The organism is Pseudomonas sp. RIT-PI-S (genome assembly GCF_025642975.1).
In the GTDB taxonomy this organism is placed as follows: Bacteria; Pseudomonadota; Gammaproteobacteria; order Pseudomonadales; family Pseudomonadaceae; genus Aquipseudomonas.
The window spans coordinates 66,714-91,867 of sequence record NZ_JANZKJ010000001.1 but is presented as its reverse complement, the minus strand read 5'-3'; the positions used below and the strand labels follow the sequence as shown (position 1 = coordinate 91,867).

The window sequence follows — 25,154 nt, the reverse complement described above, 5'->3', positions numbered from 1 at the left end:
GGCGCTGGCGCATGCAGGCGTGACGCTACAACCGTGCAGTCACGAAATCCTCCTCGTAAAACTCCATCACTCCCCTGCCCCGCGCGTGGCCAAGCTGCTCGCGCTGGCGCAGTTCCACCCGGCGGATCTTCCCGGAAATGGTCTTGGGCAGTTCACTGACGAACTCGATGCGTCTCACTCGCTTGTAAGCGGCCAGCTGTTCCCGCGCGAAGCTGAAGATGCTTTCAGCCAACCCGGCGCCTGCCTGATGCCCCGGCGCAACGATCAGGTAAGCCTTGGGCACGGCCAGGCGCAGCGGATCGGGGCTGGGCACCACCGCCACCTCCATCACCGCAGGATGCTCGATCAATGCGCTTTCCAGTTCGAACGGGCTGATGCGGTAATCCGAGGCCTTGAATACGTCATCAGCGCGGCCAACGAAAGTGATGTAGCCGTCGTCGTCGATCATGGCGGTATCACCTGTGCGGTAATGGCCGTCACGCATTGCTTCGGCGGTCTTCTCTGGATTGTCGGCATACCCCAGCATCAGCCCAAGCGGCGCTGGGTGCAGCGGCAGCGCTACCTCGCCTTCCCGCGCGAGCTGCCCGTCGGCATCGAGCAGGCTCAAACGGTAACCGGGCAACGGCCGCCCCATGGAGCCAGGCCTGAGCGATTGCCCTGGCGTGTTGCCAACGATAGCCGTGGTTTCAGACTGACCGAAACCGTCGCGCAGCCAGAGCCCCCAGGCGGCCTGTACTTGCTCGATGATTTCTGGGTTCAGCGGTTCGCCCGCCCCGACCAACTCGCGCAACCGCAGCCCCGCGCGAGCCGCGTACAAGTCCTCCTGAATCAGCATGCGCCATACCGTAGGCGGCGCGCACAGGCTGGTAACCGGGTAGGCCTGCAACACTTGCAACAACCCTTTTGCGCTGAAGCGTTCCACATTGTGGATAAACACGCAGGCACCAGCATTCCACGGCGCGAAGAAACAGCTCCAGGCATGCTTGGCCCAACCCGGAGAGGAAATATTCAGGTGCACGTCGCCCGATTGCAGGCCAATCCAATACATGGTCGAAAGATGGCCAACCGGGTAGCTCTGATGACTGTGCAGCACCATTTTCGGCTTGGAGGTTGTGCCGGAGGTGAAATACAGCAACAAAGGGTCCGTCGCCCGGGTTGGCGCGTCGGCCGTGAACGCCTCGCTCAATGCGTAGGCCGGGGCCAGCGGATGCCAGCCAGATACGGCAGCGCCAACCACGACCCTGGTGCAGTCACTGCCCAGGCCTTCAAACTTCGCCACGTGGGCCTCTCCCGCCACGATGTGGCTGATCCGCCCCCGCTGCAGCCGATCGTGCAGATCCTCGCTGGCCAGCAGCGCCGTCGCCGGGACCACCACCGCGCCGAGCTTGGCCGCGGCGAGCATTAGCTCCCACAAGGCAACTTCGTTGCCAAGCATCAGCAACAGCCGCGCTCCACGCGTCACGCCCAAGCTGCGTAAGTAATTGGCAACCTGGTTAGAGCGCGCGCGCATTTGCGCGAAGGAATGGCAGGTATCAATGCCGTGCTCGTCGACGATCCGCAACGCCGGCGCCTCGTTGCCCTCCGCCATCTCATCGAAATAGTCCAGCGCCCAATTGAAGTACTCCAGCTGCGGCCAGCGAAAATCCCGGGCAGCGGTCTCGTAATCAATGCGGTGAGCAAGAAGGAAATCTCTCGCCGCGATAAACGCAGCGGCGGAGGCAACCGATGCCTCTGCGGGTTCGAGGGTGATAGCGTGCATGTGCCTGGCCTGTTTTTGTTGTTGTAGACGCGAGTGGCCTGAGTATAGGCAGCCGCCCGACATGCAGCGGGGGCAAAAAAGCCGGTGGGTTGTGCAGGAACGCCGGGAGCGAGGAGCGGGCACAGGTGTTACGCCCGCCAAGTAAAGTCACTTTCCCTTCATCAGGCTCCGTATGCTCGAAACATGTTTTGTATAACAAATGGAGTCGGACGCTATATCGTGATTGACGAATGCCATAGCGCCAATAGTCACGTTGTCCCCAATATTGAGATCATCGCCAATGATGCAAGCATTGGCTCCGATATTTACATCATTCCCTATAAGAATGAGGCCCTCTTTCTTCCCGACGATCCCTATAGTTGTATTCTGCCTGATTCGCAGATTAGTGCCGATACGCACTCGATCAGCAATGACTATACCCACACGATGATAAATCTTCATACCCGGACCGATTTCGGCATCAAGGAGTATGTCGATATTGTGGCGACTCACTAAGCCTGTATGAATTTTGCTAGCCATTTTCCGATAATTTATTATTCCGCTCGGCTTTCTGTGTAGATATTGCGCTAGCCGAAACCAGAACATGAAATGATCTATTTCCTTTCGTCGCACTCTTCGCCAGCAACGTACTAGCTTGAAGCGTTCTTCGGGCCTACCGGTAATCTCAGTCTTCCAGTACCCTATTAAGTCTTTGAAATCCATTTACTTCCTCCACCGTTGCAATCATGCAAATCGGACTAACATCACAGCGATTTTTCCTATGGCCTCGCCGCCTCAAGCTAATAACGCCCGGCCTCAGTGCAGCCCATCTCATCCGGGCGTCAAGGCAAGCTAGAAGGCTGGCCACGAGTAGAAAGGTACTTCAAAAACTCTTCGATACTGCCGGAAAGCAAGTGTGCAACTCTACGAATTTCGGGCTCCGGCCAGTTCCACCATTCGGAATCAAGCAAGGTTGAAATAGTTATTTCATCGAACCGCCAGCGGATAAGCCTCGCCGGGTGGCCGCCGAAGATCGCGTAGGGGGGCACATCTTTAGTAACGACAGAGCGAGCAGCGATAATTGCGCCATGGCCAATAGTCACGCCCGACAAGATCATAGCATCGGTGGCGATCCAGCAGTCACTGCCAATGACCACGTCGCCATTAGTGCCGTGATAGTCGACAATATGAGCTGCTTGGTCTATGTACTTTGGAAATGGGTATGTTGACACCCAATCGGCGCGGTGAATTCCGCCCAGAAGTACTTTCGTGCCTCGTGCCAAGGAAGTGAAATTACCGATCTTAAGCGTAGAGCCTTCATTCCAATCATGCACCTCTAAGTCGCCATAGGTGCCAAGACCAAATGTATACTCAGGAAATTTTATTCGAAGCAGCTCTGTTTGCTTGTGAAATTTCGGTAGATGCTTGATTGCGTTCTTCTTCCTTCGTTCGGCTTTTCTTTTTATGAATTTTTTCAAGAATCTGAACATCAGGATCTTTCCCAGTGCATCACCGAATGTATCCGCATTGTATCAAACCCAACTCCGAACGGGCGATATCGGCGAAAGGGAAGGGAAAGGGAAAGGGAAAGGGTAGATGCTGCGCTAGAAGGGCTAGCTATTGCCGGCAAAGGCTGGCCATAGGAAATCGAGGCGAAAAAAAAGGCACCCTATCGGGTGCCTTTTTCTACATGGTGGGTCGTGTAGGATTCGAACCTACGACCAATTGGTTAAAAGCCAACTGCTCTACCAACTGAGCTAACGACCCGGAAAATGGTCGGGGTGAGGGGATTCGAACTCCTGACATCCTGCTCCCAAAGCAGGCGCGCTACCGGACTGCGCTACACCCCGAAGTTGGCTCCGTGACCAGGACTCGAACCTGGGACCCAATGATTAACAGTCATTTGCTCTACCGACTGAGCTATCACGGAACTACATACAACGGTTTACAACCTTTTACATTTCCGAAGGCTTTCGGCTTCGGCCCTGACTGCGTTTCGTATCGCTACGTTCGCTGTGCTGAGGCGCGCCATTCTACACCTTCGTTTCGCCCTGTCAACCCCTGTTTTACAACTAAGATGCTGATTTGCATCTTTTTTTCCGCTGCCAGTTAAACCGGCGTAGGTAAGGGCGACTCAAGCGGGGCGCATGATATATAACATCACCCGTGGGTGCAAGGGGTATGCACTCACGGGTGAACATCGGCTCAGGTGAACACGATCTCGTCGCCCGAAACCTTGGCCTGGATCGAACTGCCAGGGAGGAAGCTGCCGCTGAGAATCAGCTGCGCCAACGGGTTTTCGATCCAGCGCTGTATGGCTCGCTTCAACGGGCGAGCCCCATAGACTGGGTCATAGCCCACTGCAATCAACTTGTCCAAGGCCTCGTCGGTGAGCTCCAGGGCCAAATCGCGCTCGGCCAGTCGGCTGCGCAAGCGGCCCAACTGAATCTGCGTGATGCCAGCGATCTGCTCGCGCCCTAGCGGCTCGAAAATCACCACCTCGTCCACGCGGTTGATGAATTCAGGGCGGAAATGGCTAGAGAGTGCGTCCATCACTGCTGCCCGTTGCGCCTCACGGTCGCCGACCAACTCCTGGATGCGCGCCGAGCCGAGGTTCGACGTCATCACCACCACGGTGTTGCGAAAATCCACGGTACGCCCGTGGCTGTCGGTGAGGCGGCCGTCTTCCAATACCTGCAGCAGAATGTTGAATACGTCCGGATGGGCTTTCTCCACCTCGTCCAGCAGCACCACCGAGTAAGGCTTGCGCCGCACCGCTTCGGTGAGATAACCGCCTTCTTCGTAGCCTACATAGCCTGGCGGGGCGCCGATCAGCCGCGCCACGGAGTGCTTCTCCATGAACTCGGACATATCGATCCGCACCATGGCTTCTTCGGTGTCGAACAGGAATTCCGCCAAGGCTTTGCACAGCTCGGTTTTACCAACCCCGGTAGGGCCGAGGAACATGAACGAGCCGCTGGGCCGGTTCGGATCAGACAGCCCCGCGCGCGAACGACGCACGGCGTTGGCCACGGCCACCACCGCTTCGTTCTGGCCAATCACGCGCTGGTGAAGCAGGCTTTCCATTTTCAGCAGCTTTTCCCGCTCGCCTTCGAGCATCTTGGCCACGGGGATGCCGGTCCACTTGGAAACCACCTCGGCAATTTCTTCCTCGGTGACCTTGCTGCGCAGCAACTGGTTTTCTGACTTGCCGTGCTGGTCGACCATTTGCAGGCTGCGCTCCAGGTCAGGGATAACCCCGTACTGGAGCTCGGCCATGCGGCTAAGGTCACCGCGCCGGCGAGCAGCTTCCAGCTCCTGGCGAGACTGTTCGATCTTCTGTTGAATCTGCGCCGAACCTTGTACCTCGGCTTTTTCCGACAACCATACTTCTTCAAGGTCGGCGTATTCACGCTCCAGCCGGGTGATGTCCTCGGTCAACTTCTCCAAGCGCTTGCGTGCGGCCTCGTCTTCTTCCTTTTTCAGGGCTTGGGATTCGACCTTGAGCTGAATCAGGCGCCGCTCCAGCCGATCCAGCTGCTCGGGCTTGGAGTCGATTTCCATGCGGATGCGGCTGGCTGCCTCGTCGATCAGGTCGATGGCTTTGTCCGGCAATTGCCGGTCGGTGATATAGCGATGGCTGAGCTTGGCGGCGGCAATGATAGCGCCGTCGGTGATTGCCACCTTGTGGTGCACCTCATAGCGCTCCTTCAGCCCCCGCAGAATGGCAATGGTGTCCTCTTCGCTAGGCTCGTCCACCAGCACCTTCTGGAAGCGCCGCTCCAGCGCGGCATCCTTCTCGATGTACTGGCGGTATTCATTAAGGGTGGTGGCGCCTACGCAATGCAGCTCACCGCGCGCCAATGCCGGCTTGAGCATGTTGCCGGCGTCCATCGACCCCTCGCCCTTGCCGGCACCGACCATGGTGTGCAGTTCGTCGATAAACAAAATGACCTGCCCCTCCTGCTTGGACAGCTCATTGAGCACCGCCTTGAGGCGCTCTTCGAATTCGCCACGGAACTTCGCCCCGGCGATCAACGAGCCCATGTCCAGGGACAGCAGCCGCTTGCCCTTGAGCCCATCAGGCACCTCACCATTGATGATGCGCTGCGCCAGGCCCTCGGCGATGGCGGTTTTACCCACACCAGGTTCGCCGATCAGCACCGGGTTGTTCTTGGTCCGGCGCTGTAGCACCTGCACGGTACGGCGGATTTCATCGTCACGGCCGATCACCGGGTCCAGCTTGCCCTCCTCGGCGCGCCGGGTAAGGTCCACAGTGTACTTTTCCAACGCCTTGCGCGATTCCTCGGCATTGGCATCGTTGACCGCTTCGCCGCCGCGCAGGTTGTTGATGGCATTTTCCAGGGCCTTCTTGCTCACACCCTGGCCCAGCAACAGCTTGCCGACCTTGGTGCTGTCGTCCATGGCTGCAAGCAACACCAGCTCGCTGGAAATAAACTGGTCGCCCTTCTGCTGGGCAAGGCGGTCGGCCTGATTTAACAGGCGCGCCATCTCCGGCGACATGTTCACATCACCCGTGGGGTTCTGGATTTTCGGCAGGCGGTCGAGCTCCTTGGCAAGCTCCTTACGCAGGCCGCTTACGTCGAAGCCCACCTGCATCAACAGCGGCTTGATCGAACCGCCTTGTTGGTCAATCAGCGCCTGCAACAGGTGCGCGGGCTCGATAGCCGGGTGATCAAGGCCCACTGCCAGGGACTGGGAGTCGGACAGCGCCAACTGCAACTTGCTGGTCAAACGGTCTATACGCATGGATATACCTTCCTGAGAAAGGCAGGCCGGAGCGATACCCAGCTCCGCATAGATGACAAGACAACCTGCCCGAGATACCGCTTAGATAGGGGCAATTGTTCAAGATTCAAGCAGGAGCGGTGCTGATCGGTGTCAGAAGGCGGGGCTTTCCAGCGTAGGCGCCAGCCATACCAGCGAAGCGAAGCGCCCGGTACGCGGGGCTCGGCGGTAGGAGAACCAGCGGTCATCAGCAACCGTACAAAGGCCACCGCCGTAGACCGCCTGAACGCCAACCGCCGCCAGGCGCAGACGGGCCAGCGCGTAGATATCGGCCATGAGCTTGCCGGGCCGCTGGCCTGGGATGAACGCCTCGCGGGCGCCCGGATGATGCGCTGTAAAGGCGTCCCGTACTTCCTCGCCAACCTCGAAAGCAGCCGGGCCGATGGCAGGCCCCAACCACACCAACAGGTCTTCGGCGGGTACGCCCAGGCTGGCGACCGTGGCCTCCAGCACGCCATTGGCCAGCCCGCGCCAACCGGCGTGAGCGGCAGCCACCCGAGTGCCGGCGCGATCGGTGAACAATGCAGGCAGGCAATCGGCGGTCATCACCGTGCAGGCTACGCCTGGGCTGGCAGACCAACTGGCGTCGGCTTCCGGCTGAGCGCCGGGGTCGGCCTGGACCACTGTCACCCCATGCACCTGGCGCAGCCAGGCCGGCTGTATGTGGTGCAGCTCAGTCAGGCGCCGGCGGTTTTCAGCGACCGCCGCGGGTTCATCGCCCACATGGTCGCCCAGGTTAAGGCTGGCGAAGGGCGGCTGGCTGACGCCACCGGAGCGGCTGGTGACGCACGCACGTACATTGGCCGGCGCGGGCCAGTCCGGCAGGAGCAGGCTGCCGGCCAGCGGCGTCATCCGACGAAAGCCTCGCGGTCCTGCTTGAGCAGTGATACCAGCCAGACGAAGTCGTCGGGCAATGGTGATTCCCACCCCATGCGCTCGCCCGTCGTGGGGTGATCCAGTTCGAGGAAGCGCGCGTGCAAGGCTTGCCGTGGGAAGGTCTTGAGAGCGTCTACCAGGCTTGGGCTAGCGGCCGGCGGAATGCGGAAGCGCCCGCCATACACTGGGTCCCCTACCAGGGGGAAGCCTACGTGGGCCATGTGTACTCGGATCTGGTGGGTGCGACCGGTCTCGAGCTTCACCCGCACATGGGTGTGCGAGCGGTAGCGATCCAGTACGCGGTAGTGGCTGACGGCGGGCTTGCCGTTGTCCATCACGCCCATGCGCTGGCGCTGGGTGCCGTGACGGCCGATAGGGGCATTGATCTTGCCGCCGGCGGTGACCACCCCGACCACCACGCACTCATAGATGCGGCTGACACTGCGCTTTTGCAGCTGCGCGACCAACTGGGTCTGCGCCTGCAGGGTTTTAGCCACCACCATCAGGCCGGTGGTGTCTTTGTCTAGCCGATGGACGATGCCGGCACGCGGCACGTTGACGATGTCTGGCACATGGTGCAGCAGAGCATTGAGCAAGGTGCCATCAGCGTGGCCCGCAGCTGGATGAACCACCAGGCCAGCGGGCTTGTTGATGACCAGGATCTGCTCGTCTTCGTAGACGATGTCCAGCTCGATGGCTTGGGCGATCCATTCGCCCTGGGCTTCCTGCTCGGCGTCCAGCGCCAGGACGGCACCACCATGGACGACGTCACGCGGCCGCAGCACGGCCCCATCGACGGTCAGGCGGCCTTCCTTGATCCAGGCGGAGAGGCGCGAACGGGAGAACTCCGCGAAGAGTTGCGCGGCGATCTGGTCGAGGCGCTGGCCTCCCAGGTCGGAGGTGACTTCGGCGGTCAGGCGGATGATATCGGGCATGCTTGGCTACACAGGAAACAGCGCGGCCGCACAGCCTTTGGTTTCGGCTGCGCGCTTGTGGTTAAATACGGCGTCTTTCGCCCCGGAGGTTCACGGGGCGCTCATCATAACAGGACGGCCGCGCCCAAGACAGCGGCCGTTAAGGGACGCAAGCCGCCATGCAAGTGAAACACCTGCTGCTGATCGCCATTGTCGGCCTTACCGCCGCCTGTTCGTCGAACAAGGAAGTGGTCGACGAAAACCTGAGCGAAGCCGAGCTGTACCAGCAGGCCCAGACCGACCTGGATAACCACGGCTATACCAGTGCGACGGCCAAGCTCAAGGCGCTGGAATCCCGTTACCCGTTCGGCCGCTATGCCGACCAGGCCCAGCTCGAACTGATTTACGCCAACTACAAGAACGCCGAGCCGGAAGCCGCGAAATCCGCCGCCGAGCGTTTCATCCGCTTGCACCCCCAGCACCCGAACGTGGATTACGCCTACTACCTCAAAGGCCTGACCTCTTTCGACCAGGACCGCGGCATCGTCGCCCGCTTCTTGCCGCTGGACATGACCAAGCGTGACCCAGGCGCCGCGCGCGACTCCTATAACGAGTTCGCCCAGCTCACCAGCCGCTATCCGAACAGCCGCTACGCGCCCGATGCCAAGCAGCGGATGATCTACCTGCGCAACCTGCTGGCCGCGTACGAGATCCACGTGGCGCACTACTACATTACCCGCCAGGCTTATGTGGCAGCCGCCAACCGGGGCCGTTACGTAGTGGAAAACTTCCAGGAAACACCAGCGGTCGGCGACGGCCTGGCGGTGATGGTCGAGTCTTATCAGCATCTGCATCTGGACGACCTTGCCGATACCAGCCTGCAAACCCTGAAATACAACTACCCGGATCACCCAAGCCTGAAAGACGGCCAGTTCGTTCCGCTCAAGGAAGAGGCAGACAACCGCTCGTGGCTGTCCAAGGCGACGCTGGGCCTGATCGAAGGTAACGACACGCCGCCGCCACCAAGCGAGAGCCGCGCCAATCAGGAGCTGGCCAAGCAGTATCAGGACGCGAAGGACAACATTCCTAGCGAACTGCGCCCCGCTGACGAAGGCGGTACCGCCGATGAGCCGCCGGTAGAGAATGCCGAGCCCAAGCCGCACCGCTCCTGGTTCAGCCGGCTGACCTTCGGCCTGTTCGACTGACCCTGCCTGCATGGCGGTCGGGCCCTCGCCAGGCTCGATCGCTGTGCGCCGCCGGCGACGCTGGCCCTCCCCCGCTCCCCTTGGCTACACTGCGCGCTCCCTTCCTGCGAAAAGCCCTTCCGCCATGATTCGCCTGCTCTTCTGGATCGCCATTATCGCCCTGGCCGTATGGTTGTGGCGCAGCTTCAAGGCTCCCAAGGCACAACCGCCGCGCGCCACCGGCGACACCTTGCCCATGGTGCGGTGCGCACATTGCGGCGTTCACCTGCCCGGCGACCGCGCGCTGGCCGGCGGTGCTAACTGGTATTGCAGCCGAGCGCACCTGGAGCAAGGGCCGGCCCCGCGTGACCACTGAGGCGCCCCCCAGCAGCAGGGCACAAGCGCGGCGGATGCTGCGGCTGTACCACCTGTATCGTTTGGTCATCGGCATCAGCCTCGTATTGCTGATCTCCAGCGACATGGACAATCGCCTGCTGGAGTTGGCCGATGGGCAGCTGTTTCGCCTCGGCAGCTGGTTGTACCTGCTGTTCAACCTGCTGGTAGCCCTGACGTTCGGTAATGCAAACCGGTCAGCGAAGGTGTTCAGCCTGTCTGCCGCAGACATCATTTTGCTGGCCGGGCTGTTTTATGCCGGCGGCGGCACCGCCAGCGGCATCGGCAACCTGATGATCGCCTCAGTGGCGATGAGCAACCTGTTGCTACGTGGGCGCCTCGGCTTGTTGATCGCCGCGCTGGCATCCATTGGCATCATCTACCTTACCTTCTACCTGAGCTTTACCCGCGGGGCCGCCGCCAACGACTACGTGCAAGCCGGTTCGCTGGGCGTGCTGTGCTTTGCCGTGGCGTTGATCGTCCAAGGGTTGAGCCATTTGCTGCGTACCAGCGAAAACCTGGCAGAGCAACGCGCCAGTGACGTCACCAACCTGGAAGAGCTCAATGCCCTCATCCTCCAGCGCATGCGCACCGGCATATTGGTGCTGGATGCACTGCACCGGGTGCAACTCGTGAACCAGAGCGCCCTGGCCCTGTTCGGCCGGCCGATATTCAGCGGCCAGCCGGTCAGCGTGCACGCACCAGACCTGGTCGAGCGCCTGCTGCAGTGGCAGGTGAACCCAGCGCTGCGGGTCAACAGCATCAAGCTCAGGGCTGATGGCCCGCCGGTGCAAGTGAGCTTCATCGGCCTGAGCCGCACCGCTGGCCAGCAAACCCTGGTGTTTCTCGAGGACCTTTCGCAGATCGCCCAACAGGCGCAGCAACTCAAGCTGGCCGCCTTGGGCCGGCTGACCGCGGGCATTGCCCATGAAGTGCGCAACCCGTTGGGCGCGATCAGCCATGCCGGCCAGCTATTGCAGGAATCCGAGGCGCTGAACGACCCGGATCGACGCCTGGTGCAGATCATCCTGGACCAGTCCAAGCGCATGAACCTGGTCATCGAGAACGTGCTGCAGCTGTCCCGGCGACGCCCCGCGCAGCCGCAGATGCTCGACCTGAAAACCTGGTTGCTGGCATTCGTGGAGGAGTTCAAGGCCACCGCGCCCAGCCATCACCGCCTGCATGCAAAAGTTGCGGACGGGCCGATCGAGACCCGCATGGACCCTCACCATCTAACCCAGGTGGTGACCAACCTTGTGCAAAACGGCCTGCGCTACAGCGGCCTGAACCACACCCAAGCCCAGGTGTGGCTGAAGCTGGCGCTGGAGCCCGCCACTGGCCTGCCAGTGTTGGATGTGATCGATGACGGCCCCGGTATCGCTCCGGAAAAGCTCCAGCATATCTTCGAGCCCTTTTTCACCACCGAAACCAAAGGTACGGGGCTGGGTCTGTATATTTCACGGGAGCTGTGCGAAGGCAACCGCGCTCACCTGGACTATCGGCCAGGCACGCGAGGTGGAAGCTGCATGCGCATTACCTTCGCCCACGCCCAAAGGCAGGCCTGACCATGACCCCACGGCAGAAAATCCTTATCGTCGACGACGAACCGGACATCCGGGAGCTGCTCGAAATCACCCTCGGCCGGATGAAGTTGGACACGCGCGGCGCTCGCAACCTCAAGGAAGCGCGAGACTGGTTGGCCCGTGAGCCGTTCGAACTATGCCTCACAGACATGCGCCTACCGGACGGTACCGGCCTGGATCTGGTTCAGCACATCCAGCAGCGCCATCCTAATGTCCCTGTGGCGATGATCACTGCCTACGGTAACGTGGAAACGGCCATCAATGCGCTCAAGGCTGGAGCCTTTGACTTCCTGACCAAACCCGTGGATTTGCCGCGCCTGCGCGAGCTGGTAGCCACCGCCCTGCGCCTGGGTACCCGCACCAACGAGCCGATAAGCAGCGACGATCGCCTGATCGGTGATTCGCCGCCGATGCAGGCCCTGCGCAAGCAGATCAGCCGCCTGGCCCGCAGCCAGGCGCCGGTGTATATCAGCGGCGAATCAGGCACGGGCAAAGAGTTGGTAGCCCGCCAGATTCACGATCAAGGCCCCCGCAGCGAGCGGCCATTCGTTCCGGTGAACTGCGGCGCCATCCCCACCGAATTGATGGAGAGCGAATTCTTCGGGCACCGCAAGGGCAGCTTCAGCGGCGCGATGGAAGACAAGCCGGGGCTGTTCCAGGCGGCAGAAGGCGGCACGCTGTTCCTCGACGAAGTAGCGGACCTGCCGCTGGGCATGCAGGTCAAGCTGCTGCGTGCGATCCAGGAAAAGGCGATTCGTAGCGTAGGCGGGCAAAGTGAAGTGGTGGTGGATGTGCGCATACTGTGCGCGACCCACAAGGACCTGGCCCTGGAGGTCCAGGCCGGGCGCTTCCGCCAGGACCTTTACTACCGGCTGAACGTCATCGAGTTGCACGTGCCGCCGCTGCGTGAACGCCGCGAAGACATCGACGCTATCGCCCAAAGCGTGCTCAAACGCTTGGCCGCCAGCGCAGGGCTCCCGCCCGCGACCCTCTCTGCCGACGCCCAGGCCACCCTGCGCCACTACCGCTTCCCCGGTAACGTGCGGGAACTGGAAAACATGCTTGAGCGGGCGTACACCCTCTGCGAAAACGACACCATTCATGCCGCCGACCTACGGTTGGCAGACACCCCCGCGTGCCGCGAGGCTAGCGATCACGACCTGGCGCAGGTGGACAACCTCGAGGATTACCTGGAAAACATCGAGCGCACGCTGATTCTCCAGGCCTTGGAAGAAACCCGCTGGAACCGCACCGCCGCAGCCCAGCGGCTGAACATGTCGTTCCGCTCCATGCGTTATCGGTTGAAGAAGCTGGGGCTGGAGTAAGCGCCAGCGAGCTGGCGAACAGGACCTCTAGCGTAACCGCAATCAAAAAGGCGGGGCGTAAGGCGCCGGCTCGACGATAGGCGCCCTACCCAGCATCAGATCAGCCAGCAACTGGCACGATGCAGGCGCCAGCACCAATCCATTACGGTAGTGCCCACAGTTGAGCCACAGCCCCGGATGGCTGTGCACCGGCCCGATAAAGGGAATGCCCTCCGGCGAGCCAGGGCGCAGCCCGGCCCAATGGGCGATGACCTGCGCTTCTCTGAGCGCTGGCAGGAGGTCTTGCGCCGAAGCGCGCAGGCTGGCGAGCGCATCTTCGGTAGGCGTTTTATCGAAGCCCGCATGCTCCAGCGTACTGCCCACCAAGATATGCCCGTCGCGGCGAGGAATGGCGTAGCGGGTGCGGGCCAGCACCATGGCGGGGAGGAAGTCCTCGCTGCATTTGAACAGAATCATCTGCCCTTTTACCGGCTCAACCGGCAACGCTAGCCCGAGCGTGGCCAGAAGCTCGCCGCTCCAGGCTCCGGCTGTCAGCACCACCTCATCACCGAGGATTTCCCCGGCCTCGGTGCGCACACCGCACACTCGGGCCTGGTGCTGCACAAACCCCTGTACCGCACAGTGTTCGAGCAACTGCACACCGGGTGTTGCTTCCAACGCGGCGCGCAGGGCCTTCACCAGGCGAGGGTTGCGCACATTGGCCACGTTGGCCATGTACACCGCCTCGGCAAAGCCCGGCCCAAGCACCGGAACCTTTCGGTAAACCTCATTGATCGCGACCTTGCTCAGTGGCCGGGACTGCTCATTCGCCCAGGTCAGCGCTCGTGCCTCGTCATCTAGGTCCAGCCAATAAAGGCCGGTCACGTGAACCTGCGGGTCAATCCCTGTGCGGCCGAATAGATGGTCGCCCAGTTGGGGATAGAAATCCTGGGACCAGTGCGCCAAAGCAGTGACCGCAGGGCTGTAGCGCCACGGGTACAGCGGCGAGACGATACCACCGCCCGCCCAGGACGCTTCCTTGCCGGCTTGCTGGCGGTCGATCAGGGTGACCTTTATTCCGGCCGAGGCAAGGTTAAGCGTGGTCAACAGGCCGATGACGCCGGCGCCGACCACGATGGCGTGTTCTGGTTTGCTCATGAGGTTTCCGGATGATACGGCTTAGCGGCCCCAGCAGAACGCGGTGGTGGTCCCGGCGGGGAGAGTGGAATTTGTGCGCTGGCCGGTGTTATTGATGATGAAGCTGCCGCATACATCGTTGGCCATTAGGGTGTTGTTCACTGGGGTAGCGGTGATAGTGAAGGTCTGGTCTTGGCGGGCAAGCACCAAGTTGTACCAGGCGTTCCCAGTCGGAATATTCGGCTCGGTTACGCCGCTCTTCGCGGTATACACGCCTCCTGACCGCGAATAATAGCGCTCCATATTCTGCGCTGCCTCCACCAGCAACTGCGCAATCTCCGCCCGATGACTTTTGCGCACATAGTTCATGTAGCTGGGGTACGCGATCGCGGACAGTATCCCGACTATGGCGACCGCGATCATGAGCTCCATCAGGCTGAAACCCTTGGATGACTTGTTCATAGCGTCCTCTACTGTACTTGTCGCCACATGATCCGCCTGGATCCGGTGCCACGCCCGCCGGCCTCTTTGACAGAAATAGTGGTTTTATCCGACTTCTGAACAACCTTGGTGTCCGTGCCGGAGGTCGTGGTGCTAGTGGTGCTGGAATCGTCGCTGACGATGCCATTCAACGTGGGGATGCTGTTGTAAGTCATGCCAGCCGATAGCAAATCACTGCTGTTCACCACGCCGTCGCCGTTGGTGTCGATCACCGGGTAGGTCAACATGTTGCCGGTGGTCGCATCCAGCTCGATCAAGCGCCCGAAGCCCTGGCTTGAGCAGGGGTCTGAAGTATCGACACCGGCAGTAGTGAAAACGATCCTGCCGCGGGTATAGGCGGCCTGATAGATCACCCGCTCGCCCACCAGGGTGTTGTTGTAGGTAAGCGGTAAATACCAACCTTTTTTGGAGGTGTAGTCCACAGCGTTCTGCGACACGGTCAGGTAGCTGTTACCCGAAGCGGTGAAAGCACCGGTAATGGACTGCGCCTGCAAGTTGCTTTGAGAGAAGTTACCTGCCCCGCCGGCGGCGTCCCATACGGCATAGAATGCCTGTGTCGTCGTGGACGTCTTGTCGGTGGTTTCCAGGAATTTCCCTGTGCCGAAATACACCATGTAGCCGCTGGTGGCATTGGCGGTCACCAAGGGCTGCGCGGTGATCGGCTGGGCCGCACCACCGGGAGTGGTGAACAGCGGCCTGCCGGAAAACGCCAGGCCCCAGTTAGAAGTAGAGGTGCCGCTCAGGTCAAATTTCCACAGACGGCCCTTAAGATCGCCCCCATAGGCTGCTTGCACCACGTTGGAAGCGTTGACCACGAGTTTGACGGCGGATAAGCCGTTGTCGGTCTCGGTGCTGTCTATCACGATTTTCTTGATCAACGAACCGTCCGCTATGTTCACCACATACAACGCAGCGACGCCACTGTTGCTACCGTAGCCGTTGCCGATGAAGGCTGCCCAAGTGCCGTCCGGCAAACGCGCCACTTCAGGCTTGGCGTAGGCATAGCCCAGGTCGTTGAAGCTATTGCTGGTGCTAGCTGTGTCCGGCGCGCGGATTTCCCATAGGGCTTGGACGGTATTACTCGGCGTGGCATCGAACAGCTGAATGGCATAGAACGCCTTGGCCGCGGCACCGGTTCCGCCGAAGGCAATGGTTTTCCATGCGCCGTTGATCTGCGAATCGAATACCGCGAGCGGCCCGTCATTGAGAAACTTGTGGGTGGTCCCGTTTATATAAGTGGGGTCTTCTACGATGGACAGACTGGGCAGGGTGGTAGAAGGCAGATAGGCATAGCGGCGGGAGCCGTCAGTGGCCTTGATCACATTGGTCAACCCATCGTTGGCGTTGACCAGGATGCTATTGATCATGTTGCTTGCCTTGGTGTTCAAGTAAGTGCTGTAGCTGGTGTCGCCGGTTAGGTCAGATGCCGTCTGCGTGGTGGCGGATGCAAGCACCACTGGCGAATCAATTACGTCGCCGAGCAACTTTGTGCGGGTTTTCAAGCCCGTTGGGTTGGTGCCTTTGAGCCATTCGATGAGGTCGCTACCTGTCAGCAGAACGCCAGTGGTGTTGCGGGTACTCAAGTTCGCCAGGCTATTGGTGAGGACGGTTTTCTGTGCGGTAGAGAAATTCTGGTAAGCCAGGGTTATGACTTTGTTGCCACTGGTATCCCAAGACTGGAAGGTGCCGTCAGCCGAGCCCACCTTCATCTTGGTATCGGTGGTCCAAGTAGGCGTAGTGGCCAGGGTTCCATCGCTGGCGAAGGCAAACGCCTGGACTGTTCCGCTCCAATCTGCTGGGTCGTACTGGCTGTTGTAGTAATAGTTGGCGTTATAGGTTGTGGAAGACGCAGTAGTACCACCGCCCCCAGAACCTGCCTGGGAGCTGATTTCGTTCAGCGCCTGAGTCAGCGCCGTGGTCAAGGTGGCGCTGTCCGTGGCTTGGTAGTACCGGCCATGCCCATAGGTCGCAGTGTCTGAGAGCATCTGGTTGGCAGCGGTAAAACCGACTGTGTAGGTATACAGATTTTGCTGGAAGTTCGAATCGTTCCAGCTTTTGCCCGCCGCGTCCGTCCCGGTGGTGCGCATATCGATGTCGTAGGCGAACTTGGCTATATCGTCCAGATAAAGCGTGTCGCCCTCACCATCACCGTTAAGGTCGTCCCCATCGTTATTTTTATTGTCCCAATTCGGCAGCGTATTGCTGCTGGTGATCGCGGGGTCGTTGCTGGGGAAAGTACGATCGTAGGTCGGCAGGCCATCAGTGATCACTACACCGAAGTTGCGCTGGCAGCGATATTGAATTGGGCTCGTATACGTCGACGGCGAGCTGTTGTAATACGGCGCCAGGCCCCGGAAATAACGCGTGATTTCGTAATAGGTCTCGGCCAGCGGCGTGTTGGCTTCGGCCTTTAATGCTCCGATGGAGGTCAGCAGATTGTTGTAGTTGGTGGTGGCCTGGGCTGAGGTGGTGTTAGTAGTGGCTTGGAGGTCGGCAATGGCCCGCGAGATATACCCGCCCGGGCCGCGATCCGAGCCGCTCGGCGCATTGAAGGTCGCCAGGCCCATGCGCAGGCTGCGGTTGGCGGTCACAAGCGCCGAGGACACTGTGCGTGCGACGTTTACCCGGTAATCCGTGGGAATGCTGCCGTCGGTATAGTCTTTGGTTGTGATCAGCGTGGATAACAGGGAAATCAGGTAAGACAGGTAACGCGTGGAATAACGGGTACCTTCGCTTCCCACAGGGTCTGGCAATTTAAGGCAGACCCTCGAGCCTGAGTTACTGCTGGTGTAGCGATAGAAGCCGTAATACCCCGTGCTGCACCCACCTTTGTATAGGCTGGACAACAGCAGGTTTTCGTTATCCATGTCCTGAAGGGAAATGGTGTTGCAGTTATCGTCCCGAGCGCAGATATAAAGCGGGGCCCGGGTTACCGTCTGGTCGAAGGCCGTGGAGCGGATCAGGTTGTTCATGCTGCCCGAGTTATCCACCAGCAACATGACGTTTGGCGTGACCGCCGCCGAGCTGAGCAATGGCGCGCTGGAGGGTGTGAAGGCTGCATACGCCGGTGAACATAGGTAGAGTCCTAGCAACGCGCCAACGAGCATGGAACGGCCGCGTTGTAACCAAGCGCGCCAATCAGTATTTCGCATAAATGCTCTCCAGCACGGTACGAGCGCTGCCGACAATGCCGACGCCGGTGATCCGATAAAGGGTGGCGGACTGGCCGCTAATCCACACTCCACCAGTCGTGGTGCCTAGGCGTTGAACTCCATACAGCGCTCCATCCCCCGCTGTCACCCAGGTTACATAAAGGCCGTTGCCTGCGGCCGGCACGGTGGAAGAGTCCGTTGGAGGTGCGCAAGCGGCCGCGTTGGCGCATAGCGCCAAAGCGTAGGTCGACGCCGATACCGCCCCCTCCCCGACCCGCAGCGCCGCTTCGGCCAGCTGGAACGACTGGTTACGGAACTGCACGCTGTTGCTCATCTTCTCCTGCAGGGTGGCGTTTTGCATGGAGTTAAGCCCCAGCAATGTAAGCAGTAGCAAGAACACCAGTGCGACGATCAAGGCCATGCCGCGCTCGGCAGGTGGCGAGGTAAAACGTGGACTCATCATTCGCCTCGTTTATTGCAAACGGTTACGCATGGCCGCGACCACTGAGTAGGTCTGATCCGCAACTCGGCCGTTGGGATCGGTCATGGTCAGGGTCAACCGTATCGTGCGGATCATTTCCATTTGTGCAGTAGTTGGGGTCGCCACATAGCTGGTGACTGAGGCACTGGTGGCGTCCGAAGCGAGGCCAAACAATACGCCGAAGGCACCGACGTTACTGATCAGCGGCTGTTGCGCGCCTACCGCGCCGGTGAAGATGGTGTTGCTACGGAACGAGTAGTACACCTGGCGCAGGAGGAAGGACATGTTCCCAGCGGCCGCGGCAGCTGCAGCGGGGGCGGCGCCGTTATAAGCCGTGGCGTTGGTCAGGCAGTCCGATACCACCGTCCAGGTCGGCGTGGTGCCCGCAGAACCAACGTCGGCCGTCACCAGCATCAAGCGGTTGCCATTGGTGGCATCCACAGTCCAGGAAATGGGGGTGGCTTGCGCCGCAGTGAACAGCGCCGGGCTGGTGGTAGGCGCCGTGATAGTGGCCAGGCAGCCGAACATGCCAGTCATGCGAATTTCCTGACTCATGCGGGTGAGCAGGTAGCGAGCATCTTCCTGCATGGCCGAGGCGGCGTTCTGGGTCAGGTAGGTGTTCTTCGCTGAGATGAACGCTTGGGTAACGCCCAACACAATGATCAGCCCCAATGCGAGAGAGATCATCAATTCGATCAGGCTGAGGCCTTGCTGCTGGCGCTTCATGGCGTGGACGCCGCAGCGGTGGAGGGGGCGGCCACACGGCTGGTAAGTGTGAAGGTTTGAGTATTCAAGCCAGTGGCAGCACCGTTGTTGGCAGTAAGCATGGAGCCAACCCGAGTGTCGTCCCAAACGATGGTGATGGTGTAAACGGAGTTGACCAGCGTAATGCTCACCTGGGCTAAAGGCCCGCACACGTTTTTCACGTTCTGTGCAAAGTCGTAGAGATCTTGCGTCTTCGGATCGGCGAGGTTTGGGGACGAAGGCGCCGAGCTGAGGTTGGGCAGAGTATAGGTAGCGCCGCTGTTGGCGCGGATACGCTCCATCATGTCGTAGGCGATAAAGCTGACCTGAGTGCGCAGGTTCGCGCTGCCAGTGTATTTCAGCGAGTTGAGCTGGAGGGCGGCAGCTCCAAGCAACGCCAGGGTCATGACCAGCATGGCGACCAGCACTTCGACAAGAGAAATCCCGGCCTGGCGCTTCATCAACACGCCCCGTTCAGCGCTACGCGGCCGTTCACGCATACCAGCAAGCTGCGGGCTTCGTTACCTTTGGTGTAGGCAAACGTCACCGGGTAGGCGGAAGCCAGCGCCCCAAGGCTGTTGAATTCGATGTTGGCGGGAGTCGCACTGTTGGCGGTCACGCCCAGGGCGGCACTACCTGAAAGGGCGGGCAACATGCGGACGATATCGCTATTAGTGTTCATGACCATCACTTCGAGCTGGCCTGCCCAAAGCTGCCCCGGCACCGGCAGGATCCTGACCCGCTGACCGCGGTTTATCGCCTCCAACCGTGCGTAACCCAACGCCCGCGCGATCTCTGCCATATCCGCATCGGCACGGTTACGGGCGATCAGGCCAGAGAAAGAAGGGATCACCACCGTCACGGCGATAACCATGACCGCCACGGTGATCAGCAGCTCGATGAGCGAAAATCCCTTGATACCTTGACGCATTGCACTCTCCACCTCGACGCGCCGACTATAAACCAGCCCAGCGTCGGACTACTGGGCAAAGCATATACGGTTATTTCAGCAGAACCAGCGCATTGGATGCGCCGGTCGCGCAAAATTTTATCAAGGATGATCCCATGCCCCCCAGCATTAAACCCGCCCTGGGCCTGACGCTGCTGGACCTGCTCATTGTGGTGGCAGTGCTCGCGGTTCTAGCCAACCTGGCAGTTCCTGCCTTTTCCGCATTGATCACCGAACAACGCCGGCTGGCATTCGCCAATGAACTGGCCAGCGGCCTGCGTAGCGCCCGCTTCGAAGCGGTGCAGCGCAACCGTATCGTGATCCTGCAACCTTTGGGTGGCCAGTGGGCCAATGGATGGCGCATGGTAGTCGATGAAAGTGGCCAGGGGCCGGCGGACCCACGCAACCCGGTCATCCTCAACCGCGCCGGCCCTTGGCCGATCAGCGTGGTACCGAGCCAGAACCTGAGCGAGCAAATCGCCTTCGATCACCTGGGGGTACCGCGCTTGCCCAACCGAGGCGCCCTGGCAGGCACCTTTCACCTATGCGAAGCCGACCGCAGCGATCATCGGCGAGTGGTGATCGCGCGCACCGGCCGGGTGCGGGTCACCCGAGACGGCGCGCCCACTGCGCTATGCCCGCTCAGCTCAGGGTCTTGACCCGTAGTTCCTTGGGCATCGAGAACGTAATGTTCTCCTCGCGCCCGGCCAACTCGTCCGCGTCGGTGGCACCCCAGGCTTGTAGCTGTTGGATAACGCCACGTACCAGCACTTCCGGGGCCGAGGCGCCGGCGGTAATACCCACCTGCCCTACCCCCTCGAACCAGCTCTGTTGCATGTCTTCAGCGCCGTCGATCAGGTATGCCGGGGTGTCCATGCGCTCGGCCAGCTCGCGCAAGCGGTTGGAGTTAGAGCTGTTAGGGCTGCCAACTACCAATACCAAGTCGCATTCGCTGGCCAGTTGCTTGACTGCGTCCTGGCGGTTCTGGGTGGCGTAGCAGATGTCGTCCTTGCGCGGCCCACCAATGTTGGGGAAGCGCGCGCGCAGGGCGTCGATCACCCGGCTGGTGTCGTCCATCGACAGCGTGGTCTGGGTCACGAAGGCGAGGCTGTCCGGGTTGCGCACCTGCAAGGTGGCCACGTCGGCTTCGTCTTCCACCAAGTAGATGGCGCCGCCGTTGCTGGCGTCATACTGGCCCATGGTGCCCTCGACCTCGGGGTGCCCCTCGTGACCGATCAGGATCGTTTCGCGACCGTCGCGGCTGTAACGGGCGACCTCGATATGCACCTTGGTCACCAGCGGGCAGGTGGCATCGAACACCTTCAGACCGCGGCCAGCCGCTTCCTGGCGCACTGCCTGGGAAACCCCATGCGCGCTGAAGATCACGATGACGTTATCCGGTACCTGGTCGAGCTCCTCGACGAACACTGCGCCACGGTTGCGTAGGTCTGCCACCACGAACTTGTTATGCACCACTTCGTGGCGCACGTAGATGGGCGGGCCGAACACTTCCAGCGCGCGGTTGACGATCTCGATGGCTCGGTCCACGCCCGCGCAGAAGCCGCGGGGGTTGGCGAGTTTGATGTGCATGGAGGGCTCCGCGGCGCTGCGCCTGTTGGGTTGGCTCAAAGAGCCTGGACGTCGATGATCTGGACTTCGAACCGTAAGGTTTTACCGGCCAGCGGATGATTGAAGTCTACCGTCACCTGCTGATCGTCGAGGGCCTTGACGATGCCTGGCAACTCGGCGTTTGCCGCGTCGTTAAAGATCACCAGCAAGCCTTCGGCCAGCTCCATGTCCTGGAACTGGCTCCGCGGCATGATCTGCAGGTTCTGCGGGTTGGGTTGGCCGAAAGCGTTCTCCGGCGGCACGCTCAAGTCGCGCTTATCCCCAGCCTTGAGCCCGAAGAGTGCGTTCTCGAAGCCAGGAAGCAAATTGCCATCGCCGACCTTGAACGTGGCTGGTGCCTTGTCGAAGGTGCTGTCCACGGTGTTACCGTCTTCCAGGTGCAGTGCGAAGTGCAGCGTTACCTGGGTGTTTTGGCCAATGCGTACATCAGTCATGGACGGCTTCTCCGGCTTTCTTGCTCTTGAACATGTCCAGGGCCAACATGGCCGCGCCTACGGAAATGGCACTGTCGGCCAGGTTGAATGCGGGGAAGTAATGCTGGTTCCAGTAGACCAATATGAAGTCCACCACGTGGCCCAGCACGATACGGTCATAGAGGTTGCCGATAGCGCCGCCGAGCACCAGCGCCAGGGCGATAGCCAGCCACGTGTCAGTACGGCCCAGGCGTTTGAGCCAGACCACCAGCACCACGCTTACCACTATCGCGATCACGGAGAACAGCCAGCGCTGCCAACCGGAATGATCGGCCAGGAAGCTGAACGCCGCGCCTCGGTTGTAGGCCAGCACCCAGTCGAACAGGCCTGGAATGACCGTCATGCGCTGCCCTTCATAGAGGTTGTGGTCGAACCAGTATTTGGCCGCCTGGTCCAGCACCACTACCAGCACGCTCAACCACAGCCGCCCCAGGCGCCCAAAGCGCCCTGCCGCGTTAGGCATAGTGACGCTCCTCGCCGCTGCCGCTTATGTTGCTTACACAACGGCCGCAGATGTCCGGGTGCTCGGGGTTGGCGCCAACGTCCTCGACGAAGTGCCAGCAGCGCGCGCATTTGGGGTTGGTGGACTTGACCACCTTGAGCTTGAGCCCACCCACTTCGGTGGCGACCGCGTCGGCCGGTGCCGCAGCAAACGGCGCCAGGGTTGCCTTGGAGGTAATCAGCACGAAGCGCAGCTCGTTGCCCAACTTGCTCAGGTCGCCCTGCACGGCTTCGTCGGCGTAAAGGGTTACTTCCGCCTGCAAGTTACCGCCAATGACCTTGGCCGTGCGCTGGTTTTCCAGCTCCTTGTTCACGGACGCCTTGACCGCCATCACGCTATCCCAGAAAGCACGGTTCAGCTCCTGCCCCTCTGGCAACTCGTTCAGCCCGGTATAGGCGCCGTTGAGCATGACCGATTCGTTGCGCTCGCCGGGCAGGTATTCCCAGATTTCGTCCGCGGTGAAGGCCAGGATCGGCGCGATCCAGCGCACCAGGGCCTCGGCGATATGGAACAGCGCCGTCTGGCAGGAGCGGCGCGCCACGCTGTCGGCGGCGGTGGTGTACTGGCGGTCCTTGATGATGTCCAGGTAGAAGCCGCCCAGCTCCTGCACGCAGAAGTTGTGCACCTTGGAGTACACGTTCCAGAAGCGGTACGCCTGGTAATGCTCTTCCAGCTCGCGTTGCAGCAGCAGCGCGCGGTCCACCGCCCAACGGTCCAGGGCCAGCATGCTCTCCGGTGGCAGCAGGTCTTTGGCCGGGTCGAAGCCGCTGAGGTTGGAAAGCAGGAAGCGCGCGGTGTTGCGGATACGCCGGTAAGCATCGGCGCTGCGCTGGAGGATCTGTTCGGACACGGCCATTTCGCCCGAATAGTCGGTCGAGGCGACCCACAGGCGCATGATGTCGGCGCCAAGGGTGTCGCTGACCTTCTGGGGCGCGACCGTATTGCCCAGCGACTTGGACATCTTGCGGCCGTTCTCGTCCACGGTGAAGCCGTGGGTGAGCAGCTCGCGGTACGGCGCGTGGTCGTCGATGGCGCAACCGGTCAGCAGGGACGAGTGGAACCAGCCACGATGCTGGTCGCTACCTTCCAGGTACAGATCGGCGCGGGGCCCTTGCTCGTGGCCCATTGGGTGCGAACCGCGCAGCACGTGCCAATGGGTGGTGCCGGAGTCGAACCACACGTCCAGCGTGTCACTGATCTTTTCGTAGTCGGCGGCTTCGGCGCCCAGCAATTCCTCGGCGCCAAGCTTGAACCAGGCCTCGATGCCTTCCTGCTCCACACGCTGGGCCACTTCTTCCATCAGCTCCACGGTGCGTGGGTGCAACTCGCCGGTTTGCTTGTGCAGGAAGAACGGAATCGGCACGCCCCAGTTGCGCTGCCGCGAGATGCACCAGTCTGGGCGATTGGCGATCATCGAGTGCAACCGCGCCTGGCCCCAATCGGGTACGAACTGGGTTTGCTCGATAGCCTTGAGCGCACGTAAGCGCAGGGTGTCACCGACCACCGGCTGCTTGTCCATGCCCACGAACCACTGCGCGGTGGCGCGGTAGATCAGCGGGGTTTTGTGGCGCCAGCAGTGCATGTAGCTGTGGGTGATGGTTTCGCTATGCATCAACGCACCGACTTCGGCCAGCTTGTCGATGATCGCGGCGCCAGCCTTCCAGATGAACTGGCCGCCGAAGAACGGCAGGCTGTCCACGTACACCCCATTACTCTGCACAGGGGTGAGAATGTCGTCGTTATGCATGCCGTAGCGCTTGCAGGTAACGAAGTCGTCCTCGCCATAAGCTGGGGCAGAGTGCACAACGCCAGTACCGGCGCCCAGCTCGACGTATTCGGCGAGGTAAACGGGTGACAAGCGCTCGTAGAACGGATGATGGAAGTGGATTTTTTCCAGGGCGGCGCCCGGTGCGGTGGCGATGACCACGCCCTCGCGGCCGTAGCGCAGCAGGCAGGCCTCTACCAGCTCCTCGGCCAGGATCAGCAGGCGGTCACCCACATCCACCAGTGCATAGGTGAATTCCGGGTGAACGTTCAGCGCCTGATTGGCCGGGATGGTCCAAGGCGTGGTGGTCCAGATCACGATTGCGGCGGGCTTTTCCAGGCCGGGCAGGCCAAAGGCATCAGCCAGTGCCGCCTGGTCGGCGATCGGGAAGGCAACGTCGATGGTCGAGGATTTCTTGTCGGCATATTCGACTTCAGCCTCGGCGAGCGCCGAGCCGCAGTCGAAGCACCAGTTCACCGGCTTGAGCCCCTTGAACACGAAGCCACCACGGACCATCTCGGCGAGGGCGCGGATTTCCCCTGCCTCGTTGACGAAGCTCATGGTCTTGTAGGGGTTGCTCCAGTCGCCGAGAACGCCCAAGCGGATGAAGCCGGCTTTTTGCTCTTCGATCTGCTCGGCGGCATAGGCACGGCATAGCTCGCGGGTTTTGTCCGCGGGCAGGCCCTTGCCGTGGGTGACTTCCACCTTGTGCTCGATGGGCAGGCCATGGCAATCCCAGCCCGGCACGTAGGGGGCATCGAAGCCGGCCAGGGTGCGCGAGCGGATGATCATGTCCTTGAGAATCTTGTTGACCGCATGACCGATATGGATGCTGCCGTTGGCATAGGGCGGGCCATCATGCAACACGAACTTGGGCCGATCCTTGCCAATTTCACGCAGCTTCTGGTACAGGCCAATGCTGTCCCAGCGCTGCAGTATCTGCGGCTCGCGCTGGGGCAGGCCGGCCTTCATAGGGAAGGCGGTGTCCGGAAGGTTTAGCGTGGCTTTGTAATCGGTCAT

22 protein-coding genes and 3 tRNA genes are annotated in these 25,154 nt (G+C 60.9%); 5 read left to right on the top strand and 20 right to left on the bottom strand.

Annotated features, from left to right (window positions below):
- Positions 1-25: 25 nt before the first annotated feature.
- The 9 genes from OGL93_RS00435 to rluD form a co-directional block, all read right to left on the bottom strand.
- Positions 26-1,759, bottom strand: a complete 1,734-nt coding sequence (locus tag OGL93_RS00435; RefSeq protein WP_263260298.1) for an AMP-binding protein — start codon at positions 1,757-1,759, stop codon at positions 26-28.
- A gap of 147 nt (positions 1,760-1,906) precedes the next feature.
- A complete protein-coding gene (locus OGL93_RS00430) occupies positions 1,907-2,461 on the bottom strand; it encodes a serine acetyltransferase (protein WP_263260296.1) in 555 nt (184 codons plus the stop codon).
- A gap of 119 nt (positions 2,462-2,580) precedes the next feature.
- Positions 2,581-3,228, bottom strand: a complete 648-nt coding sequence (locus OGL93_RS00425; RefSeq protein WP_263260295.1) for a CatB-related O-acetyltransferase — start codon at positions 3,226-3,228, stop codon at positions 2,581-2,583.
- Positions 3,229-3,429: 201 nt separating this feature from the next.
- Positions 3,430-3,505 (bottom strand) — tRNA-Lys (locus OGL93_RS00420).
- A 6-nt stretch (positions 3,506-3,511) separates the two neighbouring features.
- A tRNA-Pro gene (locus OGL93_RS00415) sits at positions 3,512-3,588 on the bottom strand.
- A gap of 4 nt (positions 3,589-3,592) precedes the next feature.
- Positions 3,593-3,668: transfer RNA gene (locus OGL93_RS00410), tRNA-Asn, on the bottom strand.
- A 275-nt stretch (positions 3,669-3,943) separates the two neighbouring features.
- Entirely contained in the window at positions 3,944-6,508 is a 2,565-nt protein-coding gene (gene clpB / locus OGL93_RS00405; protein WP_263260293.1) for an ATP-dependent chaperone ClpB, read from the bottom strand.
- Between the two features lie 132 nt (positions 6,509-6,640).
- Positions 6,641-7,399, bottom strand: coding sequence for a peptidoglycan editing factor PgeF (gene pgeF / locus OGL93_RS00400; protein ID WP_263260292.1), 759 nt, complete (start codon positions 7,397-7,399; stop codon positions 6,641-6,643).
- Positions 7,396-8,358, bottom strand: a complete 963-nt coding sequence (gene rluD, locus OGL93_RS00395) for a 23S rRNA pseudouridine(1911/1915/1917) synthase RluD (RefSeq protein ID WP_263260291.1) — start codon at positions 8,356-8,358, stop codon at positions 7,396-7,398. Before rluD ends, pgeF begins: the two co-directional genes overlap by 4 nt.
- A gap of 158 nt (positions 8,359-8,516) precedes the next feature.
- Here rluD and OGL93_RS00390 point away from each other — a divergent pair, with 158 nt between their 5' ends.
- From OGL93_RS00390 to OGL93_RS00375, 4 genes are all read left to right on the top strand, one after another.
- Positions 8,517-9,542 carry an outer membrane protein assembly factor BamD gene (locus tag OGL93_RS00390; RefSeq protein WP_263260290.1) on the top strand — a complete coding sequence of 342 codons (1,026 nt, stop codon included), beginning with the start codon at positions 8,517-8,519 and terminating at the stop codon, positions 9,540-9,542.
- Positions 9,543-9,666: 124 nt separating this feature from the next.
- Entirely contained in the window at positions 9,667-9,897 is a 231-nt protein-coding gene (locus tag OGL93_RS00385) for a PP0621 family protein (RefSeq protein ID WP_263260289.1), read from the top strand.
- 34 nt (positions 9,898-9,931) lie between these two features.
- Entirely contained in the window at positions 9,932-11,479 is a 1,548-nt protein-coding gene (locus tag OGL93_RS00380; protein ID WP_263260287.1) for an ATP-binding protein, read from the top strand.
- Between the two features lie 2 nt (positions 11,480-11,481).
- On the top strand, positions 11,482-12,822 hold the full coding sequence (locus tag OGL93_RS00375; RefSeq protein ID WP_263260286.1) for a sigma-54 dependent transcriptional regulator: 1,341 nt from the start codon (positions 11,482-11,484) through the stop codon (positions 12,820-12,822).
- A gap of 42 nt (positions 12,823-12,864) precedes the next feature.
- Here OGL93_RS00375 and thiO read toward each other — a convergent pair whose 3' ends face one another.
- The 7 genes from thiO to OGL93_RS00340 are packed head-to-tail and all read right to left on the bottom strand — an operon-like array spanning position 12,865 to position 19,747.
- On the bottom strand, positions 12,865-13,959 hold the full coding sequence (gene thiO, locus OGL93_RS00370) for a glycine oxidase ThiO (RefSeq protein ID WP_263260285.1): 1,095 nt from the start codon (positions 13,957-13,959) through the stop codon (positions 12,865-12,867).
- Positions 13,960-13,980: 21 nt separating this feature from the next.
- Positions 13,981-14,400: a type IV pilin protein gene (locus OGL93_RS00365; RefSeq protein ID WP_263260283.1), complete on the bottom strand. Its 420-nt coding sequence runs from the start codon at positions 14,398-14,400 to the stop codon at positions 13,981-13,983.
- Between the two features lie 8 nt (positions 14,401-14,408).
- A complete protein-coding gene (locus tag OGL93_RS00360; protein ID WP_263260282.1) occupies positions 14,409-17,591 on the bottom strand; it encodes a PilC/PilY family type IV pilus protein in 3,183 nt (1,060 codons plus the stop codon).
- Positions 17,578-18,051, bottom strand: a complete 474-nt coding sequence (locus OGL93_RS00355) for a PilX N-terminal domain-containing pilus assembly protein (RefSeq protein WP_263260280.1) — start codon at positions 18,049-18,051, stop codon at positions 17,578-17,580. The genes OGL93_RS00360 and OGL93_RS00355 overlap by 14 nt, the downstream gene beginning before the upstream one ends.
- A gap of 12 nt (positions 18,052-18,063) precedes the next feature.
- Positions 18,064-18,798, bottom strand: a complete 735-nt coding sequence (locus OGL93_RS00350; protein ID WP_263260278.1) for a prepilin-type N-terminal cleavage/methylation domain-containing protein — start codon at positions 18,796-18,798, stop codon at positions 18,064-18,066.
- Positions 18,795-19,277, bottom strand: a complete 483-nt coding sequence (gene pilV / locus OGL93_RS00345) for a type IV pilus modification protein PilV (protein ID WP_263260276.1) — start codon at positions 19,275-19,277, stop codon at positions 18,795-18,797. The genes OGL93_RS00350 and pilV overlap by 4 nt, the downstream gene beginning before the upstream one ends.
- Positions 19,277-19,747 carry a GspH/FimT family pseudopilin gene (locus tag OGL93_RS00340; protein WP_263260275.1) on the bottom strand — a complete coding sequence of 157 codons (471 nt, stop codon included), beginning with the start codon at positions 19,745-19,747 and terminating at the stop codon, positions 19,277-19,279. Before OGL93_RS00340 ends, pilV begins: the two co-directional genes overlap by 1 nt.
- Positions 19,748-19,881: 134 nt before the next feature.
- On the opposite strand from OGL93_RS00340, the gene OGL93_RS00335 reads away from it, so the two are divergent.
- The gene (locus tag OGL93_RS00335) at positions 19,882-20,424 is read left to right on the top strand and encodes a GspH/FimT family pseudopilin (RefSeq protein WP_263260274.1); all 543 of its coding nucleotides are present in this window, start codon (positions 19,882-19,884) and stop codon (positions 20,422-20,424) included.
- Here the strand turns inward: OGL93_RS00335 and ispH are convergent.
- Genes ispH through ileS form a run of 4 tightly spaced genes read right to left on the bottom strand, consistent with a single transcriptional unit; the run spans position 20,408 to position 25,154 of the window.
- Entirely contained in the window at positions 20,408-21,355 is a 948-nt protein-coding gene (gene ispH / locus OGL93_RS00330) for a 4-hydroxy-3-methylbut-2-enyl diphosphate reductase (RefSeq protein ID WP_263260272.1), read from the bottom strand. The two genes, OGL93_RS00335 and ispH, sit on opposite strands and share 17 nt — an antisense overlap.
- 35 nt (positions 21,356-21,390) lie before the next feature.
- The gene (gene fkpB / locus OGL93_RS00325; protein WP_263260271.1) at positions 21,391-21,828 is read right to left on the bottom strand and encodes an FKBP-type peptidyl-prolyl cis-trans isomerase; all 438 of its coding nucleotides are present in this window, start codon (positions 21,826-21,828) and stop codon (positions 21,391-21,393) included.
- Positions 21,821-22,330, bottom strand: coding sequence for a signal peptidase II (lspA, locus tag OGL93_RS00320; RefSeq protein ID WP_263260269.1), 510 nt, complete (start codon positions 22,328-22,330; stop codon positions 21,821-21,823). The genes fkpB and lspA overlap by 8 nt, the downstream gene beginning before the upstream one ends.
- Positions 22,323-25,154: an isoleucine--tRNA ligase gene (gene ileS / locus OGL93_RS00315; RefSeq protein WP_263260267.1), complete on the bottom strand. Its 2,832-nt coding sequence runs from the start codon at positions 25,152-25,154 to the stop codon at positions 22,323-22,325. Before ileS ends, lspA begins: the two co-directional genes overlap by 8 nt.